27 protein-coding genes and 2 tRNA genes are annotated in these 26,133 nt (G+C 63.9%); 18 read left to right on the forward strand and 11 right to left on the reverse strand.

The window, feature by feature from the left end:
- Positions 1-50 precede the first annotated feature (50 nt).
- The gene (gene edd / locus L1F06_RS06610; protein WP_129483509.1) at positions 51-1,874 is read left to right on the forward strand and encodes a phosphogluconate dehydratase; all 1,824 of its coding nucleotides are present in this window, start codon (positions 51-53) and stop codon (positions 1,872-1,874) included.
- 90 nt (positions 1,875-1,964) lie between these two features.
- Here edd and rdgC read toward each other — a convergent pair whose 3' ends face one another.
- Positions 1,965-2,885, reverse strand: a complete 921-nt coding sequence (rdgC, locus tag L1F06_RS06615) for a recombination-associated protein RdgC (RefSeq protein WP_129483510.1) — start codon at positions 2,883-2,885, stop codon at positions 1,965-1,967.
- Between the two features lie 305 nt (positions 2,886-3,190).
- Here rdgC and L1F06_RS06620 point away from each other — a divergent pair.
- The 4 genes from L1F06_RS06620 to L1F06_RS06635 all read left to right on the forward strand — a co-directional run bounded on the left by L1F06_RS06620 (position 3,191) and on the right by L1F06_RS06635 (position 5,037).
- Positions 3,191-3,266, forward strand: a tRNA-Val gene (locus L1F06_RS06620).
- Between the two features lie 15 nt (positions 3,267-3,281).
- A tRNA-Asp gene (locus tag L1F06_RS06625) sits at positions 3,282-3,358 on the forward strand.
- A 187-nt stretch (positions 3,359-3,545) separates the two neighbouring features.
- Entirely contained in the window at positions 3,546-4,256 is a 711-nt protein-coding gene (gene bamJ, locus L1F06_RS06630) for a BamJ family beta-barrel-assembly machinery protein (protein ID WP_012017926.1), read from the forward strand.
- 337 nt (positions 4,257-4,593) lie between these two features.
- Positions 4,594-5,037: a YkvA family protein gene (locus L1F06_RS06635; RefSeq protein ID WP_012017927.1), complete on the forward strand. Its 444-nt coding sequence runs from the start codon at positions 4,594-4,596 to the stop codon at positions 5,035-5,037.
- On the opposite strand, the gene L1F06_RS06640 is transcribed toward L1F06_RS06635, so the two are convergent.
- Positions 4,988-5,758: a substrate-binding periplasmic protein gene (locus L1F06_RS06640; RefSeq protein WP_129483511.1), complete on the reverse strand. Its 771-nt coding sequence runs from the start codon at positions 5,756-5,758 to the stop codon at positions 4,988-4,990. The genes L1F06_RS06635 and L1F06_RS06640 overlap by 50 nt on opposite strands.
- A gap of 186 nt (positions 5,759-5,944) precedes the next feature.
- Here L1F06_RS06640 and L1F06_RS06645 point away from each other — a divergent pair, with 186 nt between their 5' ends.
- From L1F06_RS06645 to L1F06_RS06655, 3 genes are read left to right on the forward strand one after another with little or no spacing between them, the layout of a single operon-like run.
- Complete coding sequence (locus L1F06_RS06645) at positions 5,945-6,265, forward strand: helix-turn-helix domain-containing protein (RefSeq protein ID WP_129483512.1); 321 nt, start codon at positions 5,945-5,947, stop codon at positions 6,263-6,265.
- Entirely contained in the window at positions 6,262-6,627 is a 366-nt protein-coding gene (locus L1F06_RS06650; protein WP_003241767.1) for a hypothetical protein, read from the forward strand. The genes L1F06_RS06645 and L1F06_RS06650 overlap by 4 nt, the downstream gene beginning before the upstream one ends.
- Positions 6,620-7,105 (forward strand): tetratricopeptide repeat protein, encoded by a 486-nt coding sequence (locus tag L1F06_RS06655; RefSeq protein ID WP_129483513.1) that lies wholly within the window; start codon positions 6,620-6,622, stop codon positions 7,103-7,105. The genes L1F06_RS06650 and L1F06_RS06655 overlap by 8 nt, the downstream gene beginning before the upstream one ends.
- Here the strand turns inward: L1F06_RS06655 and L1F06_RS06660 are convergent.
- Both L1F06_RS06660 and L1F06_RS06665 read right to left on the reverse strand, forming a co-directional pair.
- On the reverse strand, positions 7,094-8,848 hold the full coding sequence (locus L1F06_RS06660) for a bifunctional diguanylate cyclase/phosphodiesterase (RefSeq protein ID WP_012017930.1): 1,755 nt from the start codon (positions 8,846-8,848) through the stop codon (positions 7,094-7,096). The two genes, L1F06_RS06655 and L1F06_RS06660, sit on opposite strands and share 12 nt — an antisense overlap.
- A 103-nt stretch (positions 8,849-8,951) precedes the next feature.
- Positions 8,952-11,033, reverse strand: coding sequence for a carboxy terminal-processing peptidase (locus tag L1F06_RS06665; RefSeq protein WP_003241774.1), 2,082 nt, complete (start codon positions 11,031-11,033; stop codon positions 8,952-8,954).
- A gap of 128 nt (positions 11,034-11,161) precedes the next feature.
- On the opposite strand from L1F06_RS06665, the gene L1F06_RS06670 reads away from it, so the two are divergent.
- The 3 genes from L1F06_RS06670 (at position 11,162) to ahpF (ending at position 14,553) form a co-directional block, all read left to right on the forward strand.
- Complete coding sequence (locus L1F06_RS06670) at positions 11,162-12,124, forward strand: NAD(P)H-quinone oxidoreductase (RefSeq protein WP_129483514.1); 963 nt, start codon at positions 11,162-11,164, stop codon at positions 12,122-12,124.
- Positions 12,125-12,279: 155 nt separating this feature from the next.
- Complete coding sequence (ahpC, locus tag L1F06_RS06675; RefSeq protein ID WP_003241777.1) at positions 12,280-12,843, forward strand: alkyl hydroperoxide reductase subunit C; 564 nt, start codon at positions 12,280-12,282, stop codon at positions 12,841-12,843.
- 153 nt (positions 12,844-12,996) lie between these two features.
- Positions 12,997-14,553 carry an alkyl hydroperoxide reductase subunit F gene (gene ahpF, locus L1F06_RS06680; protein ID WP_129483515.1) on the forward strand — a complete coding sequence of 519 codons (1,557 nt, stop codon included), beginning with the start codon at positions 12,997-12,999 and terminating at the stop codon, positions 14,551-14,553.
- A gap of 148 nt (positions 14,554-14,701) precedes the next feature.
- Here the strand turns inward: ahpF and L1F06_RS06685 are convergent, their stop codons facing one another.
- A complete protein-coding gene (locus tag L1F06_RS06685; RefSeq protein ID WP_129483516.1) occupies positions 14,702-15,544 on the reverse strand; it encodes a bifunctional allantoicase/(S)-ureidoglycine aminohydrolase in 843 nt (280 codons plus the stop codon).
- 143 nt (positions 15,545-15,687) lie between these two features.
- Between L1F06_RS06685 and L1F06_RS06690 the strand changes: the two genes are divergently transcribed.
- The gene (locus tag L1F06_RS06690) at positions 15,688-16,542 is read left to right on the forward strand and encodes a LysR substrate-binding domain-containing protein (RefSeq protein WP_129483531.1); all 855 of its coding nucleotides are present in this window, start codon (positions 15,688-15,690) and stop codon (positions 16,540-16,542) included.
- Between the two features lie 160 nt (positions 16,543-16,702).
- Here the strand turns inward: L1F06_RS06690 and L1F06_RS06695 are convergent, their stop codons facing one another.
- Positions 16,703-18,712 (reverse strand): peptidase U32 family protein, encoded by a 2,010-nt coding sequence (locus tag L1F06_RS06695; RefSeq protein WP_129483517.1) that lies wholly within the window; start codon positions 18,710-18,712, stop codon positions 16,703-16,705.
- 157 nt (positions 18,713-18,869) lie between these two features.
- Here L1F06_RS06695 and L1F06_RS06700 point away from each other — a divergent pair, with 157 nt between their 5' ends.
- Complete coding sequence (locus L1F06_RS06700; RefSeq protein WP_036986951.1) at positions 18,870-19,514, forward strand: YecA/YgfB family protein; 645 nt, start codon at positions 18,870-18,872, stop codon at positions 19,512-19,514.
- A gap of 96 nt (positions 19,515-19,610) precedes the next feature.
- Here L1F06_RS06700 and eco read toward each other — a convergent pair whose 3' ends face one another.
- The 3 genes from eco to L1F06_RS06715 all read right to left on the reverse strand — a co-directional run bounded on the left by eco (position 19,611) and on the right by L1F06_RS06715 (position 21,297).
- Positions 19,611-20,087, reverse strand: a complete 477-nt coding sequence (gene eco, locus L1F06_RS06705) for a serine protease inhibitor ecotin (RefSeq protein ID WP_129483518.1) — start codon at positions 20,085-20,087, stop codon at positions 19,611-19,613.
- Positions 20,088-20,255: 168 nt separating this feature from the next.
- Positions 20,256-20,603 (reverse strand): cupin domain-containing protein, encoded by a 348-nt coding sequence (locus L1F06_RS06710; RefSeq protein ID WP_003241790.1) that lies wholly within the window; start codon positions 20,601-20,603, stop codon positions 20,256-20,258.
- A gap of 214 nt (positions 20,604-20,817) precedes the next feature.
- The gene (locus tag L1F06_RS06715) at positions 20,818-21,297 is read right to left on the reverse strand and encodes a hypothetical protein (protein WP_059391265.1); all 480 of its coding nucleotides are present in this window, start codon (positions 21,295-21,297) and stop codon (positions 20,818-20,820) included.
- Positions 21,298-21,581: 284 nt separating this feature from the next.
- Between L1F06_RS06715 and L1F06_RS06720 the strand changes: the two genes are divergently transcribed.
- Positions 21,582-22,325, forward strand: a complete 744-nt coding sequence (locus tag L1F06_RS06720; RefSeq protein ID WP_129483519.1) for a class I SAM-dependent DNA methyltransferase — start codon at positions 21,582-21,584, stop codon at positions 22,323-22,325.
- 35 nt (positions 22,326-22,360) lie between these two features.
- Here L1F06_RS06720 and L1F06_RS06725 read toward each other — a convergent pair whose 3' ends face one another.
- Positions 22,361-23,062 carry an FMN-dependent NADH-azoreductase gene (locus tag L1F06_RS06725; protein WP_129483520.1) on the reverse strand — a complete coding sequence of 234 codons (702 nt, stop codon included), beginning with the start codon at positions 23,060-23,062 and terminating at the stop codon, positions 22,361-22,363.
- 119 nt (positions 23,063-23,181) lie between these two features.
- Between L1F06_RS06725 and L1F06_RS06730 the strand changes: the two genes are divergently transcribed.
- The 3 genes from L1F06_RS06730 (at position 23,182) to L1F06_RS06740 (ending at position 24,812) form a co-directional block, all read left to right on the forward strand.
- Positions 23,182-24,081, forward strand: coding sequence for a LysR substrate-binding domain-containing protein (locus tag L1F06_RS06730; protein ID WP_129483521.1), 900 nt, complete (start codon positions 23,182-23,184; stop codon positions 24,079-24,081).
- Positions 24,082-24,304: 223 nt separating this feature from the next.
- Positions 24,305-24,640, forward strand: coding sequence for a hypothetical protein (locus L1F06_RS06735; protein ID WP_129483522.1), 336 nt, complete (start codon positions 24,305-24,307; stop codon positions 24,638-24,640).
- Entirely contained in the window at positions 24,624-24,812 is a 189-nt protein-coding gene (locus L1F06_RS06740) for a DUF1289 domain-containing protein (protein ID WP_129483523.1), read from the forward strand. Before L1F06_RS06735 ends, L1F06_RS06740 begins: the two co-directional genes overlap by 17 nt.
- 67 nt (positions 24,813-24,879) lie before the next feature.
- Here the strand turns inward: L1F06_RS06740 and L1F06_RS06745 are convergent, their stop codons facing one another.
- Positions 24,880-25,233 (reverse strand): MerR family transcriptional regulator, encoded by a 354-nt coding sequence (locus L1F06_RS06745; protein WP_129483524.1) that lies wholly within the window; start codon positions 25,231-25,233, stop codon positions 24,880-24,882.
- An 84-nt stretch (positions 25,234-25,317) separates the two neighbouring features.
- Here L1F06_RS06745 and L1F06_RS06750 point away from each other — a divergent pair, with 84 nt between their 5' ends.
- Positions 25,318-26,133: an aminotransferase class IV family protein gene (locus L1F06_RS06750; RefSeq protein WP_129483525.1), complete on the forward strand. Its 816-nt coding sequence runs from the start codon at positions 25,318-25,320 to the stop codon at positions 26,131-26,133.

A 26,133-nucleotide genomic window follows, 5' to 3' on the forward strand; every position in this document is an offset into this window, starting at 1 on the left:
TATTTTGTTAAAAATACAAACAGATGCTAGTAGCTAGCCTGGAGAAGACCATGCATCCCCGCGTTGTTGAAGTCACCGACCGTCTGATCGAGCGCAGCCGCGCCACCCGCCAGCGCTATCTGGCCATGATCCGCGCGGCCGCCAGTGAAGGGCCGCAGCGCGGCAAGCTGCAATGCGCCAACTTCGCCCACGGCGTGGCCGGCTGCACCGGCCATGACAAGCAGACGCTGCGTCTGATGGACGCGGCCAACGTGGCCATCGTTTCTGCTTATAACGACATGTTGTCGGCCCACCAGCCCTACGAGCACTTTCCCGAACAGATCAAGCAGGCCCTGCGCGATATGGGCTCGGTGGGCCAATTCGCCGGCGGCGTGCCGGCGATGTGCGACGGCGTCACTCAGGGCGAGCCGGGCATGGAACTGGGCATCGCCAGCCGCGAGGTGATCGCCATGGCCAGCGCCGTGGCCCTGTCGCACAACATGTTCGACGCCGCGCTGTACCTGGGCGTGTGCGACAAGATCGTGCCGGGGCTGGTGATGGGTGCGTTGCGCTTCGGTCATCTGCCGTCGCTGTTCGTGCCGGCCGGGCCCATGACCTCGGGTCTGTCCAACAAGGAAAAGGCCGACGTGCGTCAGCGCTACGCCGAGGGCAAGGCCAGCCGCGACGAGCTGCTGGCCGCGGAGATGGCCGCCTATCACGGGCCGGGCACCTGCACCTTTTATGGCACCGCCAATACCAACCAACTGTTGATGGAGGTGATGGGCCTGCACCTGCCGGGCGCTTCCTTCATCAATCCGGGCACGCCGCTGCGCGAGGCGCTGACCCGCGAGGCGGCGCAGCAGGTCACCCGCCTGACCAAGCAGAGCGGAAACTTCATGCCCATCGGCGAGATCGTCGACGAGCGCTGCCTGGTCAACTCCATCGTCGCCCTGCACGCCACCGGCGGCTCCACCAACCACACCCTGCACATGCCGGCCATTGCCCGCGCCGCCGGCATCCTGCTGACCTGGCAGGACATGGCCGATCTGTCCGAGGTGGTGCCGACCCTGGCCCACGTCTATCCCAACGGCAAGGCCGACATCAATCACTTCCAGGCCGCCGGTGGCATGGCCTTCCTCATTCGCGAGCTGCTCGAGGCCGGGCTGCTGCATGAAGAGGTCAATACCGTGGCCGGCCGCGGCCTGTCGCGCTACACCCGCGAGCCCTTCCTCGAGGGCGGCAAGCTGGTCTGGCGCGACGGCCCCACCGCGAGCCTGGAGGAGAGCGTGCTGCGCCCGGTGGCGCGGCCGTTCTCGGCCGAAGGCGGTTTGCGCCTGATGCAGGGCAACCTGGGGCGCGGGGTGATGAAGGTGTCCGCGGTGGCGCCGGAACATCAGGTGGTGGAAGCGCCTGCGCTGGTGTTCGAGGATCAGCTGGAGTTGGTCGAGGCGTTCAAGGCCGGCAAGCTGGAGCGCGATTTCGTCGCCGTGGTGCGTTTCCAGGGGCCGCGCAGCAACGGCATGCCCGAGCTGCACAAGATGACCCCTTATCTGGGCGTGCTGCAGGATCGCGGCTTCAAGGTGGCACTGGTCACCGACGGGCGCATGTCCGGCGCCTCGGGCAAGATCCCGGCGGCTATCCATGTCTGCCCCGAGGCCTTCGACGGCGGCCCGCTGGCGCGGGTGCGCGACGGCGATCTGCTACGCGTCGATGGGCAGAGCGGCGAGTTGCTGCTGCTTGGCGACGAGGTCGAGTTCGCCTCGCGCGAGCTGGCGCCGACGCCGCCACCGGCCAGCGGTTGTGGTCGCGAGCTGTTCGCCTTCATGCGCCACAACTTCAGCACGGCGGAGCAGGGCGCCAGTGCCTTTACCGAGAGTCTCGAGTCGCTGGTCTGAGGCTTGGCAATCCGGGAATGCCTTGCGCAGTGATCCCGGATGGCATCCGGGCTACCGTCCTGTATCGGTGCGTAGCCCGGGCAAGGGTGATCAGATGCCTTGCGGAATCTCTTCGCCACCCAGTGCGGTGAACAGCTCCGGCAGGAACTCCACCAGGGTCATCATCATCAGGATGAAGCTGGCGTCCTGCTGGGCCAGGGCGTCGTCGCCGCCGTCCTGTTCCGCCTGCTCCTGCAGCACGTCTTCGAAGCGCAGACGCTTGATGGCCAGCTTCTCGTCGAGCACGAAGGACAGCTTGTCCTGCCAGGCCAGCGACAGCTGGGTGACCTGCTTGCCGGTGGACAGGTGCAGCTGGATTTCCTCGCTGGTCAGGTCCTGGCGCTTGCAGCGCACCACGCCGCCGTCCTCATGGGTATCGCGCAGCTCGCACTCGTCGAGCACGTAGAAGCCTTCGGCGGCCTTCTGCGTTTTCAGCCAGTCGGTGAGGGTGGCGGTCGGCGCGATCTTCACCGACAGCGGACGTACCGGCAGCGAGCCGATGGCTTCACGCAGGGTGGAAAGCAGGTCCTCGGCCTTCTTGGCGCTGGCACTGTCGACCAGGATCAGGCCCTGTTTCGGCGCGATGGCGGCGAAGGTGCCGGATTTGCGAATGAAGGCGCGCGGCAGGAAGGCCTGGACGATCTCGTCTTTGATCTGATCGCGCTCCTTCTTGTACACCTTGCGCATCTGCGTGTTTTCGATCTCGTCGACCTTTTCCTTCAGCGCGTCGCGCACCACCGAGCCGGGCAGGATGCGCTCTTCCTTGCGCGTGCCGATCAGCAGGAAGTCGCCACTGACGTGTACCAGGGGCGCGTCGCCGCCTTTGCCGAAGGGGGCGGTGAATCCGTAAGTGGTCAGCTCCTGGCTGGCGCAGGGGCGCGCCGGCTTGCTGGCCAGTGCGGTCTCCAGCGCGTCGGCGTCGAAAGGGATGTCCTGAGTGAGGCGGTAGACCAGCAGGTTACGAAACCACATGAGCGGGTGAATCTCCATTGGTGTTGAGGTCGCAGGCAGCGCCATCCGTGGGACCTTCGCGAACGGGAAGGTGGCCGCGCAGCGACGGATGAAGGTGGCGGACGACCCATCGGATGGTGGGCGGTCCGTCGGCACAGAGCGCGCATTATTCTCCGCTGGCGTGCTCAGGCCAACCCTGACAGCAGACCGTTGAGGAAATTCGCTGGTCTCACCTAAGTTCTTGCTGGGGCGATAAATTTTTTTGCCAAGAGGGCTTGCCAAGGTCCGGAACGCTCTCTAGAATGCGCCCCACTTCGAGAGCGAATGGGTGGTTAGCTCAGCCGGGAGAGCATCTGCCTTACAAGCAGAGGGTCGGCGGTTCGATCCCGTCACCACCCACCAATCTCGCAGTTACGCGCAGCGGTAGTTCAGTCGGTTAGAATACCGGCCTGTCACGCCGGGGGTCGCGGGTTCGAGTCCCGTCCGCTGCGCCATTCTTCTCCTCGCTTCATCCCCTCCTGTGACATCTCTTCGGTTTCCACCGAAATCTCAGAAAAAATCCTTTGTTTGCTTGAACTTATGCGCATTGCTCGGCTCCTATGCCGTAGCCAGTGATCGTGGCAGGCTGCTAAGCTCGCGCTTTCACACGACGGCCTTCGGGCGCATCTACAAGGAACAAGCATGAAACAGCATCGTTTGGCGGCGGCAGTTGCCCTGGTAGGCCTGGTGCTCGCCGGTTGCGATTCGCAAACCAGCGAAGTCGAACTCAAGAGCCCGGCGCAGAAGGCTTCCTACGGTATCGGTCTGAACATGGGGCGCAGCCTGTCCGAAGAGGGCATGGACGATCTGGACTCCAAGGCCGTCGCTCAGGGTATCGAGGACGCGCTGGCGAAGAAGGAGCCGCGCATCAAGGACGAAGACATGATCGAGGCCTTCTCCTTCCTGCAGAACCGTGCCGAAGAGCGCATGGCTGCCCTGAACAAGGAAGCGGCCGAGGCTGGCAAGAAGTTCCTTGAAGAGAACGGCAAGCGCGAAGGCGTGGTTACCACCGAATCCGGTCTGCAGTACGAAGTGGTGAAGAAGACCGACGGTGCGCAACCCAAGGAAACCGACGTGGTGACCGTTCACTACGAAGGCAAGCTGACCGATGGCAGCGTGTTCGACAGCTCCGTCGCACGCGGCAGTCCCATCGATCTGCCGGTTGGCGGCGTGATCCCGGGTTGGGTCGAAGGCCTGCAGTTGATGCACGTGGGCGAGAAGTACAAGCTGTACATCCCCAGTGAGCTGGCCTACGGCGAACAGAGCCCATCTCCGGCCATCCCCGCCAACTCGGTGCTGGTGTTCGATCTTGAGCTGATCGGCATCAAGGATCAGGCAGACGCGCAGCAGTAACACTTGCACGCGTCATCGCAACGCCCCGTCTTGACGGGGCGTTGTCGTTTCTGGCTCGAAAAAGGCGGTGTGTCGCAAGTCGAGTGTTACGCTTATGCACATTGCGGAAACGGTTCCTGACGGATTTTCGCTACACCGCGCGGTGATGCCATGTCAATTCTCAAGTTATTGATTTGAATGGCTTTTATCCTTTGTATAAAAAATGCCCGATCTGAGCGAAGTCCTCATGGCACGGGCCTTTGGTAAGCTTGTCGAAAGTCTTTGCACAGATTTATCCACAGCTTCGGTGGATAAGCCAGGCAAGGCCAGGCGTTGTCTGGCTTGCCGAGGAGGTCCGATGAAAGCTCCATGGAAACTGATGCGTTACCTGCCTCTGGCGGCTCGCTTCCTGCGGGACGGGCGCTTGCCGGAGCTGGTCCGTGCCCTGGGTGACAAGCGTTCCCCGGAGGGGCAGCGGTTCGCCGCGTTCAAGGACGACTTGCGTGTGCTGCGCGCCCTTTGCCTGGCCTGGTTCAAGGGCGAGTACCGGCAGATCAGCAGTCAGGCGCTGCTGATGGTGGTGGCGGCGTTGCTGTATTTCATTGCCCCGCTGGACGCCATTCCGGATTGGTTGGTGGGTGTCGGCTTCGTCGACGATCTGGCCGTGCTGGCCTGGGTGATGCGCACCTGGCAGGGGGAGCTGGAGGCGTTCAAGGTCTGGCGCGCGAAGCAGGCTCCGGAGCGTCTGGCGCTCATCGAGCATCTGCCGCCTGCTGACCAGGCTGATCCGCAGCATTCCTGAGGGCTTCATCCAGCCATTGGCTGATCAGCCCGCGATCACGCAGCTCCAGCAGCACGGCGTCCAGTCGCTGCGCGGCTATCGGCAGGTGCGGGCCGTACGCGCAGTGAATCTGATAACGCTCCACCACCCAGGGGCTGAAGCGCAGCTGTAGCTGCGGATATTGGTTGAGCTTGTAGGCCAGATTGCGGCGCATGTCGATCACCGCGTCCAGGCGTTGCTTGTCGAGCATATGCAGGCTGGTGTCGAGGTCGCGTACGTCCTGGCGTTTGATCGCGCCATTGGCGAAGGCGGCCATCAGCGGCTGGCTGTAGACGTAACCCAGGCTGGTACCCAGGACCCTGCCGTGCAGGCTGGCGAGATCGCTCAGCGGTGGCCGATCACGATGCTGCAGCAACACGTCTTCCTCCTCGTACAACGGAGGCGACCAGTGATAGCGCTGCGACTCGCTCATCCATTGCGGCGTGGTGTTGCAGATCAGGTGCAGCCGGCCCTCCTGCAGGTAGGACTCCAGGCGATTGTTCGGCGTTTCGATGAACTGCACGGGAAGATCGAAGCGTTTGCTCAGCTCCTCGCCCAGGCGTGGTGCCAGCCCGCGCTGCGGCTGCACGCGTCCCGGTTCCACATAGGGCAGGGTGTCGGCCGGGCCGTAGCCCCAGATCAGGGTCTGCGCCGTACAAGGCGCGGCCAATAGTCCACCCAAAAGCGCGTACAGTATTCGCAAGATGGACTCCCCGTTGGCAGATGTTTCGACGCAGCTACCGCTATGGTGCGGTTTGTTCAGCCTCGAGAATAGAGCGTGATGCCTTGGCAGTACAGATCACGCCTCTGGCGCCAGACGCCTGTTAAGATGGCGGCTCGCAAGGAAGGCGCCGAGGTTCGTCGGTGCTGCTTTCCCACGGAGAAATTCATGACTGTGCAAATCATTTCCCGCGATGGCGAACCGGAATATGCCGTGTTGCCCTGGGGCGAATATCAGGCATTGATGCAGGCGGCCGGGCGCCAGGAGCATGCCGAGCCCGCTGCCGCGCAGCCGGTCAATGCGCTGAAGCCTTCGCTCGAGCAACTGCAAGCGCTGCGTGAGGCCAAGGGCTTGAGTCCGGAGGCTCTGGCCCGCAGCGTGGGCATCAGTCCGCATTACCTGGCCATGATCGAGCGTGGCGAGCGTCGACCCGACGCGGCCATCCTGCGTTCGCTGGCCTGGACCCTGGGGCTGGAGGGCTGGTCTTGAGCGTGCGCATCAGTCGCCAGCATTGGCAGGCCCTGCTCGATGAACTCGATGATGCTCGCCGTCAGCGTCATCTGCTGACATACCGTGCACTGATCGAGCGCCTGGAGTTGCCGAGCCCGGCCATGCAGACCCTCACTGCGGCGCTGGAACACCTGGCTGCGCTGGATGCCCGTGCCGAACGACCGCTGCGCAGTGCGCTGGTGATCAGCCAGGGCGCCAGCCGCCTGCCGCGAACCGGCTTCTTCGAGTGCGTCACCCGTCTGGGGCGTTTCAGCGGTGCTTCCGATGGCGTCGCCGCTGCCTCCTGGCACGCATCCGAGGTGGTGCGGGTGTTCGAGTTCGATTACCCCGCCGATGTCTAGGCTGCTGTGGGGCCTGCGCGCGCGGCTTGGCTACTGGCTGGCCCGGCGCCTGTTTCATTGGCCCGTGGCGCTGCGGCAGCCGCGCCTGTGGCAATGGATGCAGGGGCAGTACGGGCGCATGGCCAACCTAGGCGACACTGCCGCACAAAGTTTCTACGGCCATATCCTGCTGTTTCGCGGCCAGGGCCTCGGTGCACGCGAGGAGGGGCTGAGGCTGCTGCGCCTGGCCGCCAATGGCGGGGATGGCAAGGCCGCCTATCAGCTGGGCGTGCAGGCGCTGCAGGGCGATACCCGGCAGCCTCCGGATGCCGCGCAAGCGCTGCGTTGGTGGGAGATGGCGCTGGCTGCCGGACATCCCCTGGCGGCCAGCCGTCTGAGCCAGCTCTATCGCCAGGGCGGCCCTGGGGTGGAGGTCGATCTGCAAGCCGCCGAGCGCTACGCCGCCATGGCAGAAGGGGCTGGTCGCTCAGCCCGCTGAGCCCGGAATGATGTGCAGGCTGTAGCCGGGCACCGACTTGGCCTGACGCTTGGCGTCCGACGCCAGCTCGGCCAGGCGTGCGGCGTCCAGTTGCGCGCAGTCTTCGCCCTGCAGATGCACTACGCCGATCGACAGCGACAGCAACGCATACTCCTGGCGCTGGCCCTGGCGGTTGTGGGCGATAAAGCAGCCGGCTTGCAGATGCTCTTCCCGGTAGAAGCGCCGGCACTGGCTCTGGAAGTCCTCGATCAGACGCCCGAGCTTTTCTCGCCAGTCGGCCGAGCCAAGCACCAGCATGAAGTCATCCCCGCCGATATGGCCGACGAAATCGCGTGCCGGATCGACCCTCTCGTTCAGGCACTGGGCCAGGCACAACAGCACCTCGTCGCCCTTGGCATAGCCGTACAGGTCGTTGAAGGGTTTGAAACTGTCGATGTCGACGTAGCACACCGCGGCCTGGCGGCCCTGCTGTAGCAGGCGCGCCAGGCACTGCTGGATGGGCACGTTGCCGGGCAGCAGGGTGAGCGGATTGGCATGGCGTGCCTGCTGCAGCTTCTGCTCGGTGATCAGCTTGAGCACGTCGATCACCCGACCCAGGCCCAGATAGCGACCGCTCTGGATGATGATGAAGTCCTCCTCGATGCGCTGGCGCGCGCGGCTGGTCAGCAGCCGGCTGACCTTCTGCAGCGACTGGGTGAGCTCCACGGCGAGAAAGTCCTGGCTCATCAGCCGGCTGATCGGCTTGCGCGCGAACAGGTCGGTGGCGAAGGGCTTGAGCAGCGCCTCCGAGAGCGAGTGGCGGTGGACGATGCCGACCGGCTGGCGCTGTTCATCCAGTACCGCCAGGGAATTGAGATTGGCTTGAGCGCGAAACACCTCCAGCACCTCGGCGATGGCGGTGTGCTGGTCGACGGCCGGCTGCTCGCTGAGCAGGGCGCTCAGGTCGTGGCTGTCTTCGGCGAGACCGCTCTGGCCGCTCTGCAACCGTGGCAGCAACTGCCGGGCGTCACGTGGCGGCTTTTCCTGCGGGCGGCTGAGCAGGTAGCCCTGCACCAGATCCACGCCCATTTCGGCCAGTACCGTCAGTTCCTCGCCCAGCTCGATGCCTTCGGCTATGACCTGGGCGCGCGAAGCGGCTGCCATCTTCAGGATGGAGCCGACGAACTCGCGTTTGACCGCGTCCTGATGGATGCCATCGATGAAATGCCGGTCGATCTTCACGTAGTCCGGGCGCAGTTCCGACCACAGGCGCAGGCTGGAGTAACCGGCGCCAAGGTCGTCCAGGGCGATGGAAAAGCCCATGGCGCGATAGTGGTGCAGGGCGGTATCGAGCAGGGCGAAGTCTTCGGTGGGCGACTGCTCGGTGAGTTCGATCACCACCTGGCTTGGCGGAATGCCGAAGGCCTGCAGCAGTTTCAGGGTTTGCCCCGGCTGGTGGCTGGGGTCGAGCAGCGATTCGGGCGAGACGTTGAGAAACAGCTTGCCGTCCAGGCCCTGGGCGCTGAAGGCCTTGCAGGCGCTCTTGCGGCAGGCCATTTCCAGTTCGCTCAGGCGGCCGGCATGGCGGGCGACGGCGAACAGCGTCAGCGGCGAATGCAGCGGGCTGTTGGAGGGGCCGCGGGTAAGCGCCTCATAGCCCAGGATGCGCTGTTCGGAAAGCGAGACGATGGGCTGGAACAGGCTGCTGATGTCGCCGTGAGCGAGGATGTTCCCCAATGCGCTCAACTGCTCGGTGACGGTCATGGGTGCTCTCGATCTGGCAAAAAAACGAAGGGGCCGGTTTTTGGCCGGCCCCTGCATTTCACGACAGTTCGATGACGATTTGATGACGTTAGATGCTTTGCGCTCAGTGCAGCGCGAGTGAGGGGTTGAGTCCCAGATAGTCGAGCAGGATGCGCCCCGATTCGGCCAGGTAGGCGTCATCTTCCGGCGTGCTCTTGCCGTCTTCCAGCGGCAGGGCGTCCTCGTCTTCCTTCTGCAGTTCCTTGAGCGGATCTTCGCCCTTGGCCAGCCGGCGGTTGTTCTCCAGCTTGAGCTGCTTGGCTTCCACCTCGGCCTGGCGGGCACGACGCGTCTGCTCGTTGAGGCTGACGGTGGTTTCGGCCATCAGCTTCTTGGCCAGGCTCAGGCGGTCGCGGGTGAAGACGAAGTCCGGGTCATTGGCCGTGCGCCGGTCATGGCGCACTTTCAGTTCGCTCAGGAAGGGCTTGATCGGGTCCAGTTCGGGCTTGATCGCCGGGCGGATGCTGTCCCAGGGCAGGGCGGCAGGCAGCGCGCTTTCGCCGATGTCCTTGGTATCCATCACGTCGGGGTAGAGGATGTCGGGAATCACGCCCTGGTTCTGCGTGCTTTGCCCCGAGACGCGGTAGAACTTGGCCAGGGTCAGTTTCAGCTCGCCGTGGTTGAGCGGCTGGATGGTCTGCACCGTGCCCTTGCCGAAGGTCTGGCCGCCGAGAATCAGCGCGCGGTGATAGTCCTGCATGGCGCCGGCGAAGATCTCCGAGGCCGAGGCGGACAGGCGGTTGACCAGCACGGCCAGGGGACCGCTGTAGTAGACGCCTTTGCTGTCGTCGGCGAGCACGTCGACACGGCCGTCGGCATTGCGCACCAGCACGGTGGGGCCCTGTTCGATGAACAGACTGGTCAGCTCGGTGGCTTCCTGCAGCGAGCCGCCACCGTTGTTGCGCAGGTCGATCACCACGCCGTCGACCTTTTCGGCCTGCAGCTCGTCGAGCAGGCGTTTGACGTCGCGGGTGGTGCTCTTGTAGTTCGGGTCGCCAGCGCGGAACGCCTTGAAGTCGAGATAGAAGGCCGGCAGCTCGATGACCCCGAGCTTGTAGTCGCGGCCCTCGTGCTTGAGTTCCAGAACCTTCTTCTTGGCTGCCTGCTCTTCCAGCTTGACCGCCTCACGGGTGATGGTGACCACCTTGCTGGTCTGGTCGCTGGGCGGGTTGCTGGCCGGAATCACTTCCAGGCGCACGGTGGAGCCTTTCGGGCCGCGGATCAGCTTGACCACTTCGTCCAGACGCCAGCCGATCACGTCGACCATCTCGCCGTTACCCTGAGCGACACCAACGATCTTGTCCGCCGGGGCGATCTGCTTGCTCTTCTCTGCCGGGCCGGCCGGTACCAGGCGTACGACCTTGACGTGCTCGTTGTCGCTCTGCAGCACGGCGCCGATGCCTTCCAGCGACAGGCTCATGTTGATGTCGAAGTTTTCCGCATTGTCCGGCGACAGGTAGGTGGTGTGCGGATCGTAGGTGGTGGCGAAGGCGTTGATGTAGGCCTGGAACACGTCTTCGCCACGGGTCTGCTTGAGGCGCGCCAGCTGGTTCCGGTAACGCTTCGTCAGCAGTTCCTGGATGTCCTTGGTTTCCTTGCCGGCAATCTTCAGCCGCAGCACTTCGTCCTTGAGGCGTTTGCGCCAGAGCTCGTCGAGTTCGGCGCGATCCTTGGCCCAGGGGGCTTTCTCGCGGTCGACCTGCAGCTCTTCGTCGATGGTGAAGTCGATCTTGTCGACGCCCTTGCCGAGCTCTGCCAGGGCGTAGTCCAGGCGCTCCTGCAGGCGGGTCAGGTGGCGGCGATAGATGGCGAAACCTGGTTCGAGATCGCCGCTCTTGAGCAGATCATCGAACTTGGTTCGCCACTGGTTGAATTCGGCGATGTCGCCGGCGGTGAAATAACTGCGCGTCGGATCGAGCAACTTCAGGTAGTTGTCGTAGATCTGAATCGAGCGCTCGTCATTCAGCGGCGGCTTGTTGTAGTGATGGCGTCTGAGCAATTCCACTACGTTGAGGCTGGCAATCACTTGCTCGCGATCCGGCTGCAGGTAGTCCCAGCCAGGAGCAGTGGTGGTCTTGGCCGCCAACGGCAGGGCACTGAAGCCGAGTACGAGGGCGAGGGCGGTACTTGCAAGGGAGCGCTTCATGCTGATTCGACGTAGTGGCAGGTGATAACGCATATTAGGCCGTAATTGAGGGCGCCAGGTTCCGTTGGCGCTAGACGTAAGCCCGGCGGTCTGCGCCGGGCCCGTTCCACTTGCACTATGGAGGCAGCATGAAGGCATTGCAAGGCGTCGAGGGGCAGGCGCAGTGGCTGGAGCAACCCGCTCAGGCCTGCGACGCGGGGCAGATTCGGGTCAAGGTGGCTGCCGCCGGGCTGAATCGTGCCGACCTGTTGCAGCGTGCCGGTCTCTATCCGCCGCCGCCTGGTGCCAGCCAGGCCCTGGGCCTGGAGTGTTCCGGGGTGGTTATCGAGGTCGGTGCAGGCAGCGCCTGGCAGGTGGGCGATCGTGTCTGCTGCCTGTTGGCCGGCGGTGGCATGGCCGAGGAAGTGGTGCTCGATGCGCGCCACGCCTTGCCGATACCCGAAGGCCTCAGCCTGGTCGAGGCGGCGGTAGTGCCGGAGGTCTATGCCACCGCCTGGCTCAATCTGTTCCAGCTCGGTGCGCTGCGCCCGGGGGAAAAGGTGCTGCTGCATGCCGGCGCCAGCGGCGTGGGCTCGGCAGCCATTCAGCTGTGCAAGGCATTCGGCAGCCCCTGCTGGGTCAGTGTCGGCTCCGCCGAGCGGCTGGCCTACTGCGAGGCGCTGGGAGCGCAGGGTGGAGCGCTGAGAGGCGAGGATTTGCAGAGCCTGCGCGACTTCGGTCCCTACGACGTGATCCTCGATCCGGTTGGCGGGCAGTACGCCGCGCTCAATCTGGAGCTGCTGGCACGTGACGGGCGCTGGATCAACATCGGCCTGATGGGCGGCCGCGAGGCCACCCTGGACCTGGCGCAGGTGCTGGGCAAGCGCATTCAGCTGATCGGTTCAACCCTGCGTAACCGTGACGAGCAGTTCAAGGCGGACCTGCTGCGCGATCTGCAGCAGCAGGTCTGGCCGCTGTTCGCCGAAGGACGATTAAAGCCGCAACTGGAGCGCAGTTTTGCGATCAAAGACAGTGAGGCGGCGTTCGAGACACTCGCCGGTAACCAGGTCGCAGGTAAACTCGCGCTGCTGATTGATCCCACCCTGGTCTGAACCAGGGCTGCAGCCCACGTGCGACGTGGGTTGTAACATCGATTGGTGCATTCAATCGATATCATGGCCGTAATCAATAAGCTTTTTTCCGTTAGGTAGCTAATATAGCGACCGTAGATTTTTCAACCCTCATAGCAACTCACAAGGAGTCAGAGATGTCCCTCATCAATACTCAGATCCAGCCGTTCAAGGTCAACGCTTTCCACGCTGGCGAGTTCATCGAAGTCACCGAGCAGTCCCTGAAGGGCAAATGGTCCGTGCTGATCTTCATGCCGGCTGCCTTCACCTTCAACTGCCCGACCGAAATCGAAGACGCCGCCAACAACTACGCCGAGTTCCAGAAGGCCGGTGCCGAGGTCTACATCGTGACCACCGACACCCACTTCTCGCACAAGGTATGGCACGAAACTTCGCCGGCCGTTGGCAAGGCTCAGTTCCCGCTGATCGGCGACCCCACCCACCAGCTGACCAACGCTTTCGGCGTACACATTCCGGAAGAAGGTCTGGCGCTGCGCGGCACCTTCATCATCAACCCGGAAGGTCAGATCAAGACTCTGGAGATCCACTCCAACGAGATCGCCCGTGACGTGTCCGAGACCCTGCGCAAGCTGAAGGCCGCTCAGTACACCGCCGCCAACCCGGGTCAGGTTTGCCCGGCCAAGTGGAAAGAAGGCGAAGCCACTCTGGCTCCGTCGCTGGACCTGGTTGGCAAGATCTAAATCTGCCAGCTTCCTTTCCGGCCTGTCTCAGGTCGGAAAGGACCCACTCTGCGCTGTCAGGGCCATTACCGGCCCTTGTGGTGCCCGATGCCCGGGCGCGATCCGTCCGGGCATTTTATTGCCCGAATTTTTCGTATTTGAGGAATTTCCGCCATGTTGGACGCCAATCTTAAAGCCCAGTTGAAGGCCTACCTGGAGAAGGTCACCCTGCCGTTCGAGATCGTCGCGTCCCTCGATGACAGCGCGAAATCTCAGGAGCTGCTGGGCCTGCTGCAAGACATCGTCGGCCTGACCGACAAGATCACCCTGAAGACCGACGGCCGCGATGCCCGCCGCCCGTCGTTCTCGCTGGTGCGCCCCGGCGCGGATATCGGCCTGACCTTCGCCGGTATCCCCATGGGCCACGAGTTCACCTCGCTGGTACTGGCGCTGCTGCAGGTTGGTGGCCATCCGTCCAAGCTGGATGCCGACACCATCGCGCAGATCAAGAGCATCGAGGGCAAGTTCGAGTTCGAGACCTACTTCTCGCTCTCCTGCCAGAACTGCCCGGACGTGGTTCAGGCGCTGAACCTGATGGCCGTGCTCAACCCCAATATCCGCAACGTCTCCATCGACGGTGCGCTGTTCCAGGAAGAAGTCGAGCGTCGCCAGATCATGGCCGTGCCGAGCATCTACCTGAACGGTGAGGTGTTCGCTTCCGGCCGCATGGACGTGAAGGAAATCCTCGCCAAGATCGACACCGGCGCCGCCAACCGCGATGCCGAGAAGATGAGCGCCAAGGAAGCCTTCGACGTGCTGGTGGTCGGCGGTGGCCCGGCCGGTGCTGCGGCGGCCATCTACGCCGCACGTAAGGGCATCCGTACCGCGATTGCCGCCGAGCGCTTCGGTGGCCAGGTGCTGGACACCATGGCCATCGAGAACTTCATCTCGGTCAAGGAAACCGAAGGCCCGAAACTGGTGCGCGCGCTGGAAGAACACGTCAAGGAATACGAAGTCGACGTGATGAACCTGCAGCGTGCCTCGGCCCTAGTGCCGGCCAGCAGCGAAGGCGGCCTGCACGAAGTGAAGTTCGAGAACGGCGCCTCGCTCAAGGCCAAGACCGTGATCCTTTCCACCGGCGCGCGCTGGCGTGAAATGGGCGTGCCCGGCGAGCAGGAGTACAAGGCCAAGGGCGTGTGCTTCTGCCCGCACTGCGACGGCCCGCTGTTCAAGGGCAAGCGTGTGGCGGTGATCGGTGGCGGCAACTCCGGCGTCGAGGCGGCCATCGACCTGGCCGGCATCGTCGCCCACGTCACCCTGCTGGAATTCGCCGATACCCTGCGCGCCGACGCCGTGCTGCAGAAGAAGCTGTTCAGCCTGCCCAACGTGACCGTGATCAAGAGCGCGCAGACCACCGAGGTCACTGGCGACGGTCAGAAGGTCAACGGCCTGGTTTACAAGGATCGCACCACCGAGGAGCAGCATCGCGTCGAGCTGGAAGGCATCTTCGTGCAGATCGGTCTGCTGCCCAACAGCGACTGGCTCAAGGGCACCGTCGAGCTCAGCCGCTTCGGCGAGATCGTCGTCGATGCCAAGGGCGCGACCAACATCCCCGGTGTGTTCGCCGCCGGTGACGTGACCACCGTGCCGTACAAGCAGATCGTCATCGCCATGGGCGAGGGCTCGAAGGCATCGCTGAGCGCCTTCGATCACCTGATCCGCCACAGCTGATCGGTTGTTGCAGAAACGAAAAGGCCACCCCTCGGGGTGGCCTTCTTTTTATGTCTACCCAGGAGCCGCTTCGTAGGGTGCGCCGCGCGCACCGATACTCAGGTGCCGCAGCATCGGTGCGCACGGCGCACCCTACGGGCATTGCCGATCAGCGCTTCAGGCCGCCCAGGGTCAGCGGCATCTGACGGTTCACATCCTTGTACAGCAGGTAGCGGAAGCGGCCCGGGCCGCCGGCGTAGCAGGCCTGCGGGCAGAAGGCGCGCAGCCACATGAAGTCGCCGGCTTCCACCTCGACCCAGTCCTGGTTCAGGCGATACACCGCCTTGCCTTCCAGCACGTACAGGCCGTGTTCCATGACATGAGTTTCGGCGAAGGGGATCACGCCGCCCGGCTCGAAGTTGACGATGTTGACGTGCATGTCATGGCGCATGTCGCTGATCTCGACGAAGCGCGTGGTGCTCCAGCGGCCTTCGGTGCCGGGCATGACGATCGGCTCGATATCCTGCTCGTTGGTGACGAAGGCTTCCGGATGGGGCACGCCCTCGACCGGCTGGTAGGCCTTGCGCAGCCAGTGGAAGCGCACGGCCTGGCTGCCGTTGTTGCGCAGCGACCAGTCGCTCTGCGGCGGGATGAAGGCGTAGCTGCCCGGGCGCATGGCGTGCTGGGTGCCGTTGAGGGTCAGGTTGAATTCACCTTCGACGACGAAGATCACGCCTTCGGCGCTCGGGTCCAGCTCCGGCTTGTTGCTGCCGCCATTCGGGCCGACTTCGACGATGTACTGCGAGAAGGTTTCGGCAAAGCCGGTCAGCGGGCGTGCGATGACCCACATGCGCATGTTGTCCCAGAACGGCAGGTGACTGGTGACGATGTCACGCATCACGCCCTTGGGGATCACGGCGTAGGCTTCGGTGAACATGGCGCGGTCGGTCAGCAGTTGTTCCTGACCGGGATGGCCGCCATGCGGGGCGTAGTAGTAGGGCGATTTGCTCATCGAGAGAGTGCCTCGGCGGGTGAATGGCGCAGGGATCTGTCCCCGCGCGGAAAACTGGCTCCCCTGCACTATAGGAATTCGCGGCTGGATTCGGAAATTAAATAGTAGAATGCCTGCCAGTGGGTTTCATGATGGGTGGCGACATGCTCGATCCGGTGCTGTTACGCAGTTTTCTCGCCGTGGTGCAGACCGGCGGCTTTACTCGCGCTGCGGCCAGCCTGCATCTGACCCAGTCCACGGTCAGCCAGCAGGTGCGGCGTCTGGAGGAGCAGCTTGGCGCCGAGCTGCTCGACCGCAGCGGCCGCTACGTGGTGACCACCACCGAGGGCGAGCGCCTGCTCGGTTACGCCAACCGCATCGTCGCACTGATGGACGAAGCCATGCTGGCGCTGGGGCAGAGTGCGGTGGAGGGCGAGGTGCGCCTTGGCGTGCCGGACGATTTCGCTGCCAACAGCCTGACTCCCTATCTGGCCGATTTCGCCGATGCCCATCCGGGTATCCGCCTGGAGATCACCAGCGGCCTCAGTCACGACGTGTGGCGTGCATTCAACGCCGGCGAGCTGGATCTGGCGCTGATCAAGCAGCGTGCCGGCAGCGCCAAAGGCCTGGCCAGTTGGGCCGAGCCGCTGGCCTGGCTCGACAGCCGCGCGCGCCCTGTGCTGGCGCGCAACCCGGTGCCGCTGGCGGTGTTCCCGCCCAACGGCCTGTATCGCCTGGAAATGACCCATGCCCTGGACGCCATGGGCAAGCCGTGGCGCATCGCCTATGTCAGCAGCAGCCTGCCCGGGGTCAGCGCCGCGGCCGAGGGCGGCCTGGGCCTGACCCTGCTGCCGCGCCGGCTGATCACCGCCGCGCACCGCGAATTGGGCGAGGCCGAAGGCTTCGCACCGGTAGCGCCGGTGGAGGTGGCGCTGCACGCGCGCAACCAGTTGCCCGGTTACGCGCGCGAATTGGCGGCGGCGTTGATCGAGGCCTGCGAAGGCATCATGAGCCGGTAGGAGGCGGGGCCGGGTAGGGTGCGCCATGCGGCCCTTGAAACAGCGGGCCCCGGTGGTTGGCCGCACGCATCAGAGGACGCTGGTGCGCACGGCGCACCCTACGGAGCACGTCGCTCTTGTAGGGTGCGCCGTGCGCACAGAGGCTTGGACGATAGTAGCGTTAGTGGCTGTAGCCCGGCTTCTGGCGAATGGTCTTGAGCAGGTCGTCCGGGCTGATGTGGCCCACCACCTGGGCGGCGGCGCTGCCCGGCTGGGGCAGGTCGAGGATGTGGCCCTTCATCTTGCCGATCACGTGCATCTCGCACGGCTTGCAGTCGAACTTCAGGGTCAGCACTTCATCGCCATGCACGAGTTGCATCGGCGCCACCTTGGTGCGCACGCCGGTCACGCCCTTGGCCTGCTTGGGGCACAGGTTGAAGGAGAAGCGCAGGCAGTGCTTGGTGATCATCACCGGCACTTCGCCGGTTTCCTCGTGCGCCTCGTAGGCGGCATCGATCAGTTGCACGCCATGGCGATGGTAGAAGTCGCGGGCCTTCTGGTTGTAGACGTTGTAGAGGAAGCTCAGGTGCGATTCCGGATACACCGGCGCCGGGTCGGTTTCGGCCTTGCGGCTGCCACGCGGATGGGCGGCGACGCGCGCTTCGGTCAGCGCCTCGATGGCCTCGCGGCGTAGCGCCTTGAGCTGCGAATTGGGCACGAAGAAGGCCTGAGGGGCATCCAGCGTCACGCCCTGGGCGTGGTAGATGGTGGTACCGAGCTGGGTGAGCAGATCGCGCAGGCCGTCCAGCGCCTGTTCCGGTTTGTTGGCCGCGCCGAACGGGCCGGGCAGGGCGACGTCGACGCTGATGCCTTCTTCGCTGGTGGCGGTGAGCGTCAGGGCATCCTCTCGCAGCACGGCCTTCCAGCTGACGCCGATACGGCGCTCGGCGCTGGTGCGCTGCAGCGCCTGCTGCCAGTTGTGGTCGAGGTTGCGGCTCAGCGGGTGATTCGGGCGCAGGCGGAAGAGCCCTTCGGGCATCTCGTTGGGCTCGACGCGGTAGCGGTAGCGCTTCTCGCCGTCCTCTTCGAACTCGTCTTTCAATTCGGCGATATTGGCGCGGAAGCCCACCACCTCGCGCTTGACCAGCACGTTGAGGCCGTCGCCATTGGACAAGGGCTCGTGGGTGACGGCGATCAGGTCGCGCTTGCCCACTTTTTCCACGTGGCCGACGGGCAAGCCAGTGAAGGTCGGCGAGTCGAAGGCGCCGATGTCCACCTTGCGCTCGGTGACGAAGTAGTCGGTGCTGCCACGGTGGAAAGTCTTGTCCGGATCGGGTACGAAGAAGTGCGCGGTACGGCCGCTGGAGGCGCGGGCCAGGTCCGGGCGGTCTTCGAGAATGGCGTCAAGTTCGCGGCGGTAGTGGGCGGTGATGTTCTTCACGTAGGCCACATCCTTGTAGCGGCCCTCGATCTTGAACGAGCGCACGCCGGCCTCGACCAGGGCGCGCAGGTTGGCGCTCTGGTTGTTGTCCTTCATCGACAGCAGGTGTTTCTCGTAGGCGATCACGCCGCCTTTCTCGTCCTTGAGGGTATAGGGCAGGCGGCAGGCCTGCGAGCAGTCGCCGCGGTTGGCGCTGCGCCCGGTCTGCGCATGGGAGATGTTGCACTGGCCGGAGAAGGCCACGCACAGCGCGCCGTGGATGAAGAATTCGATGGCGGCATCGGTTTCATCGGCAATCGCACGGATTTCCTGCAGGTTCAGCTCGCGCGCCAGCACCAGCTGGGAGAACCCTGCCTGGTCGAGGAACTTGGCCCGCGCCAGGGTGCGGATGTCGGTCTGGGTGCTGGCATGCAGCTCGATGGGCGGGATATCCAGCTCCATCACCCCCATGTCCTGCACGATCAGCGCATCCACGCCCGCGTCGTAGAGCTGGTGGATCAGCGTGCGCACCTGCTCCAGTTCGTCGTCGTGGAAAATGGTGTTGAGCGTGGTGAACACCCGCGCATGGTAGCGCCGGGCGAACTCCACCAGCCTGGCGATATCGCTCACTTCGTTGCAGGCGTTGTGCCGTGCGCCGAAGCTCGGGCCGCCGATATAGACGGCGTCGGCGCCGTGGAGGATGGCCTCGCGGGCGATCTCGACATCACGCGCAGGGCTGAGCAGTTCCAGGTGGTGTTTGGGCAGGGACATGGTGATTTCTTTTATCGGGCTGGCACACGGGCAAGGCGCGCATTGTACCGGGCCGCTGGCGTGTGGGCATCCGTGATATGCCGGACGGCGGCTCGGGCTGTCTGAAACCCTTCATCTGTGGGACATTAGCGGCCTTTTTTCACGGCGAGGCTGGGTGATGGACAACAGAGGGTTGGAGAAGCTCGATCAGTGGCTGCTCAAATATGGCAATGACGATTCGATCCTCTCTGCCAGCGAGCTGGACGGCTACTTCGCCGCCATCGTCTCCGGCCCGCGCCAGGTTGCGCCCGCCATCTGGTATGCGGCGATCTGGGCCGACCAGCCGCCACAGTGGCCGAGCGACAAGGACGGCGAGCGCTTCATGAAGCTGGCGGTGGAGCTGATGAGCGAGGCCACCTACATGCTCAGCGAGGAGCCGGACGACTACGAGGCGATCTTCCTCGCCGACGACAACGGCAAGGGCGAGAAGCTGATCGTCTCCGAATGGTGCGCGGGCTACCTGCGCGGCGCCGCAGTCGCCGGCTGGCTCGACGAAGCATTGCCCGATTCGGTGGCGGCGGCGCTGAAGCTGATCGCCCTGCACGGTGACGAGAGCGGCGCGGAAACGCTCAAGGCCATGACCGATGCCGAGTACGACGCCAGCACGGCGATGATCGAGCCGGCCGCCGTCGCCCTCTACGAATACTGGCAGGAGAACCTGCAGCCGGTGCTGCCGGTGCGCCGCGAGGACGCCAAGGTAGGTCGCAACGACCCGTGCACCTGCGGCAGCGGCAAGAAATACAAGCAGTGCTGCATGCGCTGACCGCTACGGTCGACGGCCGGCAGGCCTGGCGGGTGGCGCCGCCGCCTTGTCGGCTCGCCGCAAGCCTGCGCTGCTGGCGAGCGACAGCGAGCGGCGTTACTGACGCGGCGCGGTGCTGGTTTCGGCTGCTGCGGACCACAGGCGGTAGCGCACCTCGACATCCTTCGGCGCGTAGATCACCAGCGGCAGCTTGCTGTTGTAGCGCACCAGATGCGGCTCGCCGCCGACACGCACGAACGCCTGCTTGCGTGCGCCTTCCGGGCAGGCCATCAGCGTGCTCATCGCCGGGCCGACCTGGCTCAGCTCGTAATAGCTGTAGCCCCAGCCTTCGACGGTCTTCTCCTGCCACTGACCACCCAGGCGCTGCTGGTTGCAATCCACTTCCAGGGTCTTGCCGGCGATGATCTCCACCTTGTGCTCGGCTTCGTTGGCTTGCGCCGGCAGCTCGATCACATGGCGGATGTAGCCGTCGGCGGCGGCGGGGTAGGGCTTGAGCGCTTCGGGGGTGGCAGCGCAGGCGACCAGCGGCAGCGCGCAGGCGAGGGAGAGAAGGGGCAGTTTGAGGCGGGTCATGATGATTCCTTGCTGAAGGGCCTTGTGGACCGTCCGTTATGGGGAGCCGCCGGGTGGGCGGAGCAGCACAGACCGTTCTGGATAGGCCAAGTTCCCGTAACTTTCAAGCAAGTTCAGCGATACGGCGGCAGCGGTTGCGGGTCAGCTGCCGCTGCCGGCGCACCGGCTTCAGGCGAACACGAAGTACTTGCGCACCGTCTCCACCACTTCCCAGGTGCCCTTCATGCCGGGTTCGACCACGAAGATGTCACCGGCCTTGAGGTGAATCGGCTCCATGCCGTCCGGGGTGATGATGCAGTAGCCTTCCTGGAAGTGGCAGTACTCCCACTTCACGTACTCCACACGCCACTTGCCGGGCGTGCAGATCCAGGTGCCCATGATCTTGCTGCCGTCTTCGGAGGTGTAGGCGTTGAGGTTGACGGTGTGCGGGTCACCTTCGATGCGCTCCCACTTGCAGGCATCGACGACGGGCATCGGCTGGGTGTCGCGCAGAACGGTAATCGGTTTGTTGGCCATGGGGCGCTCCGGTGAATGATGAAAAGGGGCGTTCACCATAGAGCGGGGGCAGGGGTGTCGATTGCCTGGGGTCGACACGGGGGTATTCATTCGCGCAGAGCGCGCGTGGCTTTCCAGCCCTGAAAACAACAAGGCCGGCTTATCAGGCCGGCCTTGTGGGGCTGCGCTTGGCATCGAGTCATACGGCGTTCTCGATCAGTTCATCAGGAAGGTTTCAGGCGGTGCGGTTTTCGATCAGACGGTCGGAACCACCTTCGGCAACGCGGTTCTCGATCAGGCGATCAGAGCCACCTTCGGCGACGCGATTTTCGATCAGGCGATCAGAGCCACCTTCGGCGACGCGGTTCTCGATCAGGCGGTCGGAGCCACCTTCGGCGACGCGGTTTTCGATCAGACGGTCGGAGCCACCTTCGGCGACGCGGTTTTCGATCAGACGGTCGGAGCCACCTTCGGCGACGCGATTTTCGATCAGACGATCCGAGCCACCTTCGGCAACGCGGTTCTCGATCAGGCGATCGGAGCCACCTTCGGCGACGCGATTTTCGATCAGACGATCGGAGCCACCTTCGGCGACGCGATTTTCGATCAGGCGATCAGAGCCACCTTCGGCGACTACAGGTTGGGCGGAAGAGGCGGCGAATACGTTGGCTGCCAGTACGGAGAAAGCGAAGCTGAGGATGAGTTGGCGTTTCATGATCTTGGTGCTCCGGGGGTTGTGGTTGGGTCTGGAGCAAATGTTACGCACTGGATTTTCTGAGAGAACTTCATTGGCTTGATGGTGAAAATCGATGCGCCTGATAGCTGGCGAAAGCCCCGCACTAGAGGGCTTCCCGCTGTCCGAAGAGGCGCGCCGTCAACGTTGCACAGGCTGCGCCGAACGGGATCGGACCACCGGCACATCGACGGCAGCGATAGTGATTCTGCCCCCGCGTGGCCTGAGCTATGATGCGCGCCCCCTCGACATCCTGGCGGGTCATCATGTCCGGCAACGCCCTCTATACCGACCTGTCAGGCTATTACGACCTGATGTGCGCGGACATCGACTACGCGTCGCAGAGCCACTGCGTGCAGCGCCTGCAGCAGCTGTTCGGTAACGGCGGCAAGCGCCATCTCGATCTGGCCTGCGGCACCGGCCCGCACGTGCGGCATTTTCTCGATGCCGGCTACGTCAGCAGCGGCCTGGACATCAACCAGCCCATGCTCGACCGCGCCGCCCAGCGCTGCCCGGAGGCACGCTTTGCCCGGCAGGACATGTGCGGTTTTCAGGTCGACGAGCCGCTGGACCTGATCACCTGTTTTCTCTACTCCATCCACTACAGCGCCAGCATCGAGCGGCTCAAGGCCTGCATCGCCAGCGTGCACCATGCCCTGGCGCCGGGCGGGGTGTTCTGCTTCAACGCCGTGGACAAGCAGCGCATCGACAACGCCTCGTTCGTTTCCCACAGCGCGCAGCATGGCGAAGGGCAGTTCCGCTTCAGCTCCGGCTGGTTCTACCGCGGCGAGGGCGAACAGCAGGCGTTGCGCCTGCGCATCGAGCGCACCGTCGCCGAGCGGACCGAGGTCTGGCTCGACGAGCACCCGATGGTGGCGGTGAGCTTCGCCGAGTTGCAGACCCTGCTGGCGCCGTACTTCGAGGTGCAGGTGCTGGAGCATGACTATCAGCGGCTGACGCCGTGGGATGCCAGCTCCGGCAACGCGCTGTTCGCCTGTAGCAAGCGCTGAGGCGAGGCAGCGTCATCCTCAGCCTGGCCATTGCCTCACGCCGGCTCTTCGACGCGCTCGGCTTGCAATGAACGCTGCAGCTCGGCCACCAGCGCATCGACCTTGCCCAAGGCCTTTTTGACTGACTCGGCGAGCAGTTCGCCGCCCACCTCCTGACCCTCGATGGCGACCTGGTGCACGCGGGTGATGCCGATGAAACCGAGTGCGGTGATCAGGTTTGGCTCCAGATGGTTCATGTGCGCCATCTCGCCGCCCGCATCGAAACCCACACCGCCGCGGGCCGTGAGGATCACCAGATGGCGAGGCCGGTCGGCCAGCTTGGGCACGTAGGGATCGAGCGGGTTGCTTTCGTCCACCTCCACCGTGCGGCCGGGGCGTACCACCTGGTCGATCCACGCCTTGAGCGCGGCGGGCATGCCGAAGTTGTACAGCGGCGTGCCGATCACCAGAACGTCGGCGGCGATCAGTTCGTCCACCAGACGATCGCTCTCGGCCAGGGTGTCGCGCATCCAGGCCTCGCGCTGCGGCTCGGGCGTGAAGGACGAGGCGATCCAGTCATGGTTGATGATCGAGGGCGGGTTCTGGCCAATGTCGCGATAGGTGACGACGTCCTGCGGACGGCGTGCCTGCCACTGGCTGACGAAGCGATGGCTGAGGTTGCGGCTATGCGAGCCGTGTTCATCCTTGCCGGCAAGGCCGGGGCGGGCGCTGGCGTCGAGATGCAGAATATGAGTCATGTCGAATCTCCTGCTCGAATTTGTATTCATCTGTGAAAAGCTGCAGGCTCAGGCTAGGTTCAGCCCGGCAGGGCGACAAACGATCAATATTTTTCGAAATGGATGAGGAGAATTCAGCTATGAGCCGGCGCAGGCTACCGTCGCTTTCCGCCCTGCGCGCCTTCGAGGCGGCCGCGCGTCACGAGAGTGCCAAGCAGGCGGCAGAAGAGCTCTCCGTCACCGCCACGGCGATCAGCCACCAGATCCGGGCGCTGGAAGAATCCCTCGGCGTCGCACTGTTCGTACGCAAACCTCGTCAGTTGGAACTGACCATGGCCGGGCGCGAGCTGCAGCAGGTGCTGGAGAGCGCGTTCGACAGCATCGGCGCTGCTGTCGAGCGGCTCAGCGCCATGCCCAGCCGGCAGGCCATCACCCTCAGCACCACCCCTGCGGTGGCGGTGCGCTGGCTGCTGTCCTGGGTCTGCCTGCTGCGCGACGCGCACCCGGAGATCGATCTGCGCATCCACGCCTCGCACGAGCCGGTGGCACTCGATGGCGTCACCGCCGATATCGCCATTCGCTACGGCGACGGCCGCTGGCCCGGTCTGGTGGCCGAGAAGCTGTTCGACAACACCTTCATCCCGGCCTGCAGCCCTTTGCTGGGGCTGCACGATGCGGCCGATCTGCCCGGGCATTCGCTGATTCACTTTCGTAACCAGGCTGCGATTTCCTCGCCGCTGGACTGGGCCGTCTGGCAGAAAAAAGCGCAGATACCGGGCCTGGATGTCAGCGCCGGGCTGGTGTTCTCCGACGAGACCCACGCCGTCTCGGCCGCCGTCGGTGCCCAGGGTGTGGCGCTGATGAGCCGCCAGCTGATCGAGGACGAACTGCGCGAGGGGCGTCTGGTGCAGCCCTTCGGCCCGGAGCTGGAAGGCAAGCTGTTCTTTCTGGTGTACCCGGAGAGCCGCCGGAACGATCCGACCATTCTGGCGGTTCGCGAGTGGATCCTGACGGTGCCGGGTGGGTTGTGTTCGGTGTAGGTGCGTCATCCATGCCGGGATTTGCCGGTAAAAGCCGGAGGTGATGCCATGGACTGGCTGTGTTCGGAAGACGAGCTTCGATCCTGCCGGTTGCTTGAAGCGCGGCGGCGCGCGCAGAGCGTAACGGGTGATGAAGGTAAAGGCGGAACTCTTATGGATTGACGGCTTTGCACCGCACCTCCGGTAACATGGCGGCGCACCGAGCCCAGACCCAGAGCACCTTATGCCATCGCCAAAACGAAAATACTCAGGCATCGAGCGCGAGCTGATCCGCACCCTGACCCTGGCTTGTGAAACGGCGAAAAGCGAAATCGTCGGCTTCCAGTGGCTGACCCATGAGGTGGACTACGAGCGTTTTCCGCAGAGCCTGCGCGTGACCTGGATGTTCGACAGCGAGGCGAGCAGAGCGCGCGCACTCGCCAGTTCGGACAAGGCGAGAATGCTGCGACTGACGCAGGCGGCGTTCGATGAAGTGGGCATCAGCGTTTCCAGCATCGCCACCCATGTCGCGTTTTCGGTCGAGCAGCCGGCAAGGGGCAAGCGTGGCCAAGGACATTGAGAGTCCCTGCGTGTCGCTGTGTCAGCTCAACGGCGAGCTGTGCATCAGCTGTGGGCGCACGCGCGAGGAAATCCGCAAGTGGCGGGGTATGAAACGGCCCGAGAAGATGACCACCGTGCAGAAAGCGGCAGCGCGGATGAAGGCGATTGCCAGGAAGAAGGGCAAGGGTTAGTCACCTAGGGTGGGTGGCGCTCTTTTCATCCACTGTAATGGCGGTTGTTCGAACTAGGTGCTGCTGATCAGCCTCGCTCAACTTCCTGCAGAAAACTCTCAAGAATCTTGCGGCTTTGCGCCAATTCGGCCGCTTTCTGATCGGCCACGCGGATCTGTTCGTGCAGAACGTCACGCAGCTCATCGCATGGCTCGAAGGCGAGGCCTTCGCCTCTCACGCACGGCAAGAACTTCAAGATGGTCGCCAGGGTCATGCCGGCTGCACCCAGCAACCTGATGCGTTCGACCGTGCGCAACTCTGCCAGGTCGTAATCGCGGTAGCCGCTGGCTGTGCGCTTGGGCTTCAGCAACCCTTCGGTTTCGTAGTAACGGAGCATTCTCACACTCACGCCAGAACGTCTGGATAGCTCACCTATTTTCATCGCTTCCTTCGCCTTGACTCTGACAGTGCTGTCAGGATCGATGATAGGGGCTCGATCAATCGAGCACCATCAGGAGCCGTTCTCATGGCGATTCACCCGAACCCCTATCCGTCCTACATCGATGGACAACCTGTCAGCGCCTCACCACTGAACCCGCTGGCTTTCGCCGGTTTTGCCCACTTCACTGCGATGCAGGTCAGACACTCCAGAATCAAGGGGCTGGATCTTCATCTGCAGCGCCTGCGCGATGCCTCTCTGGAGCTCTTCAACCGTGCGCCTGCTGAAGCGCTGCTGCGGTCGTACATTCGCACCGCGATCGAAGAAGGCGCGAGCGACCAGTCACTGACCGTCACCGTCTTTTCACCTCACGGCGAGTTCACGGCCGCCAGCATGGAGGTTGAACCTGCCGTGTTCGTACGCACAGCCGCGCCGTCCGATGGGCCGCAAGGCCCCTTGCGCTTGAGTGTCATTGAGCATGAGAGACCGCTGGCGGCAATCAAGCATGTCGGTGAAATCGGCAAGACCTATTACCTGCACCAGGCCATACGTGAGGGTTTCGATGATGCGGCCTTCGTCAATCGACGTGGGCACCTGAGTGAGGCCACGATCTGGAACCTGGCGTTCTGGGATGGTGAGACGGTGATCTGGCCTGAGGCCGAGATGCTCAAAGGCACCATGATGGGCATGGTTCAGCGTCAACTTGCCCGCCTCGGCGTGCCCCTGCGTTGTGAAGTCATCACGCTCGAGCGGGTGAAAGAGCTCTCTGGGGCGGCCGTGATGAATTCATGGACACCGGGGATTCCGGTCACCGCCATCGCCGCTCATTCGCTTGATGAGGCAAGGCCATTCATCGAGCTGCTGCACGAGGCCCACGAGGCTGAACCGGCCGACTTTCCCTGA

Origin of the sequence: Pseudomonas hydrolytica (assembly GCF_021495345.1) — a bacterium.
In the GTDB taxonomy this organism is placed as follows: Bacteria; Pseudomonadota; Gammaproteobacteria; order Pseudomonadales; family Pseudomonadaceae; genus Aquipseudomonas; species Aquipseudomonas hydrolytica.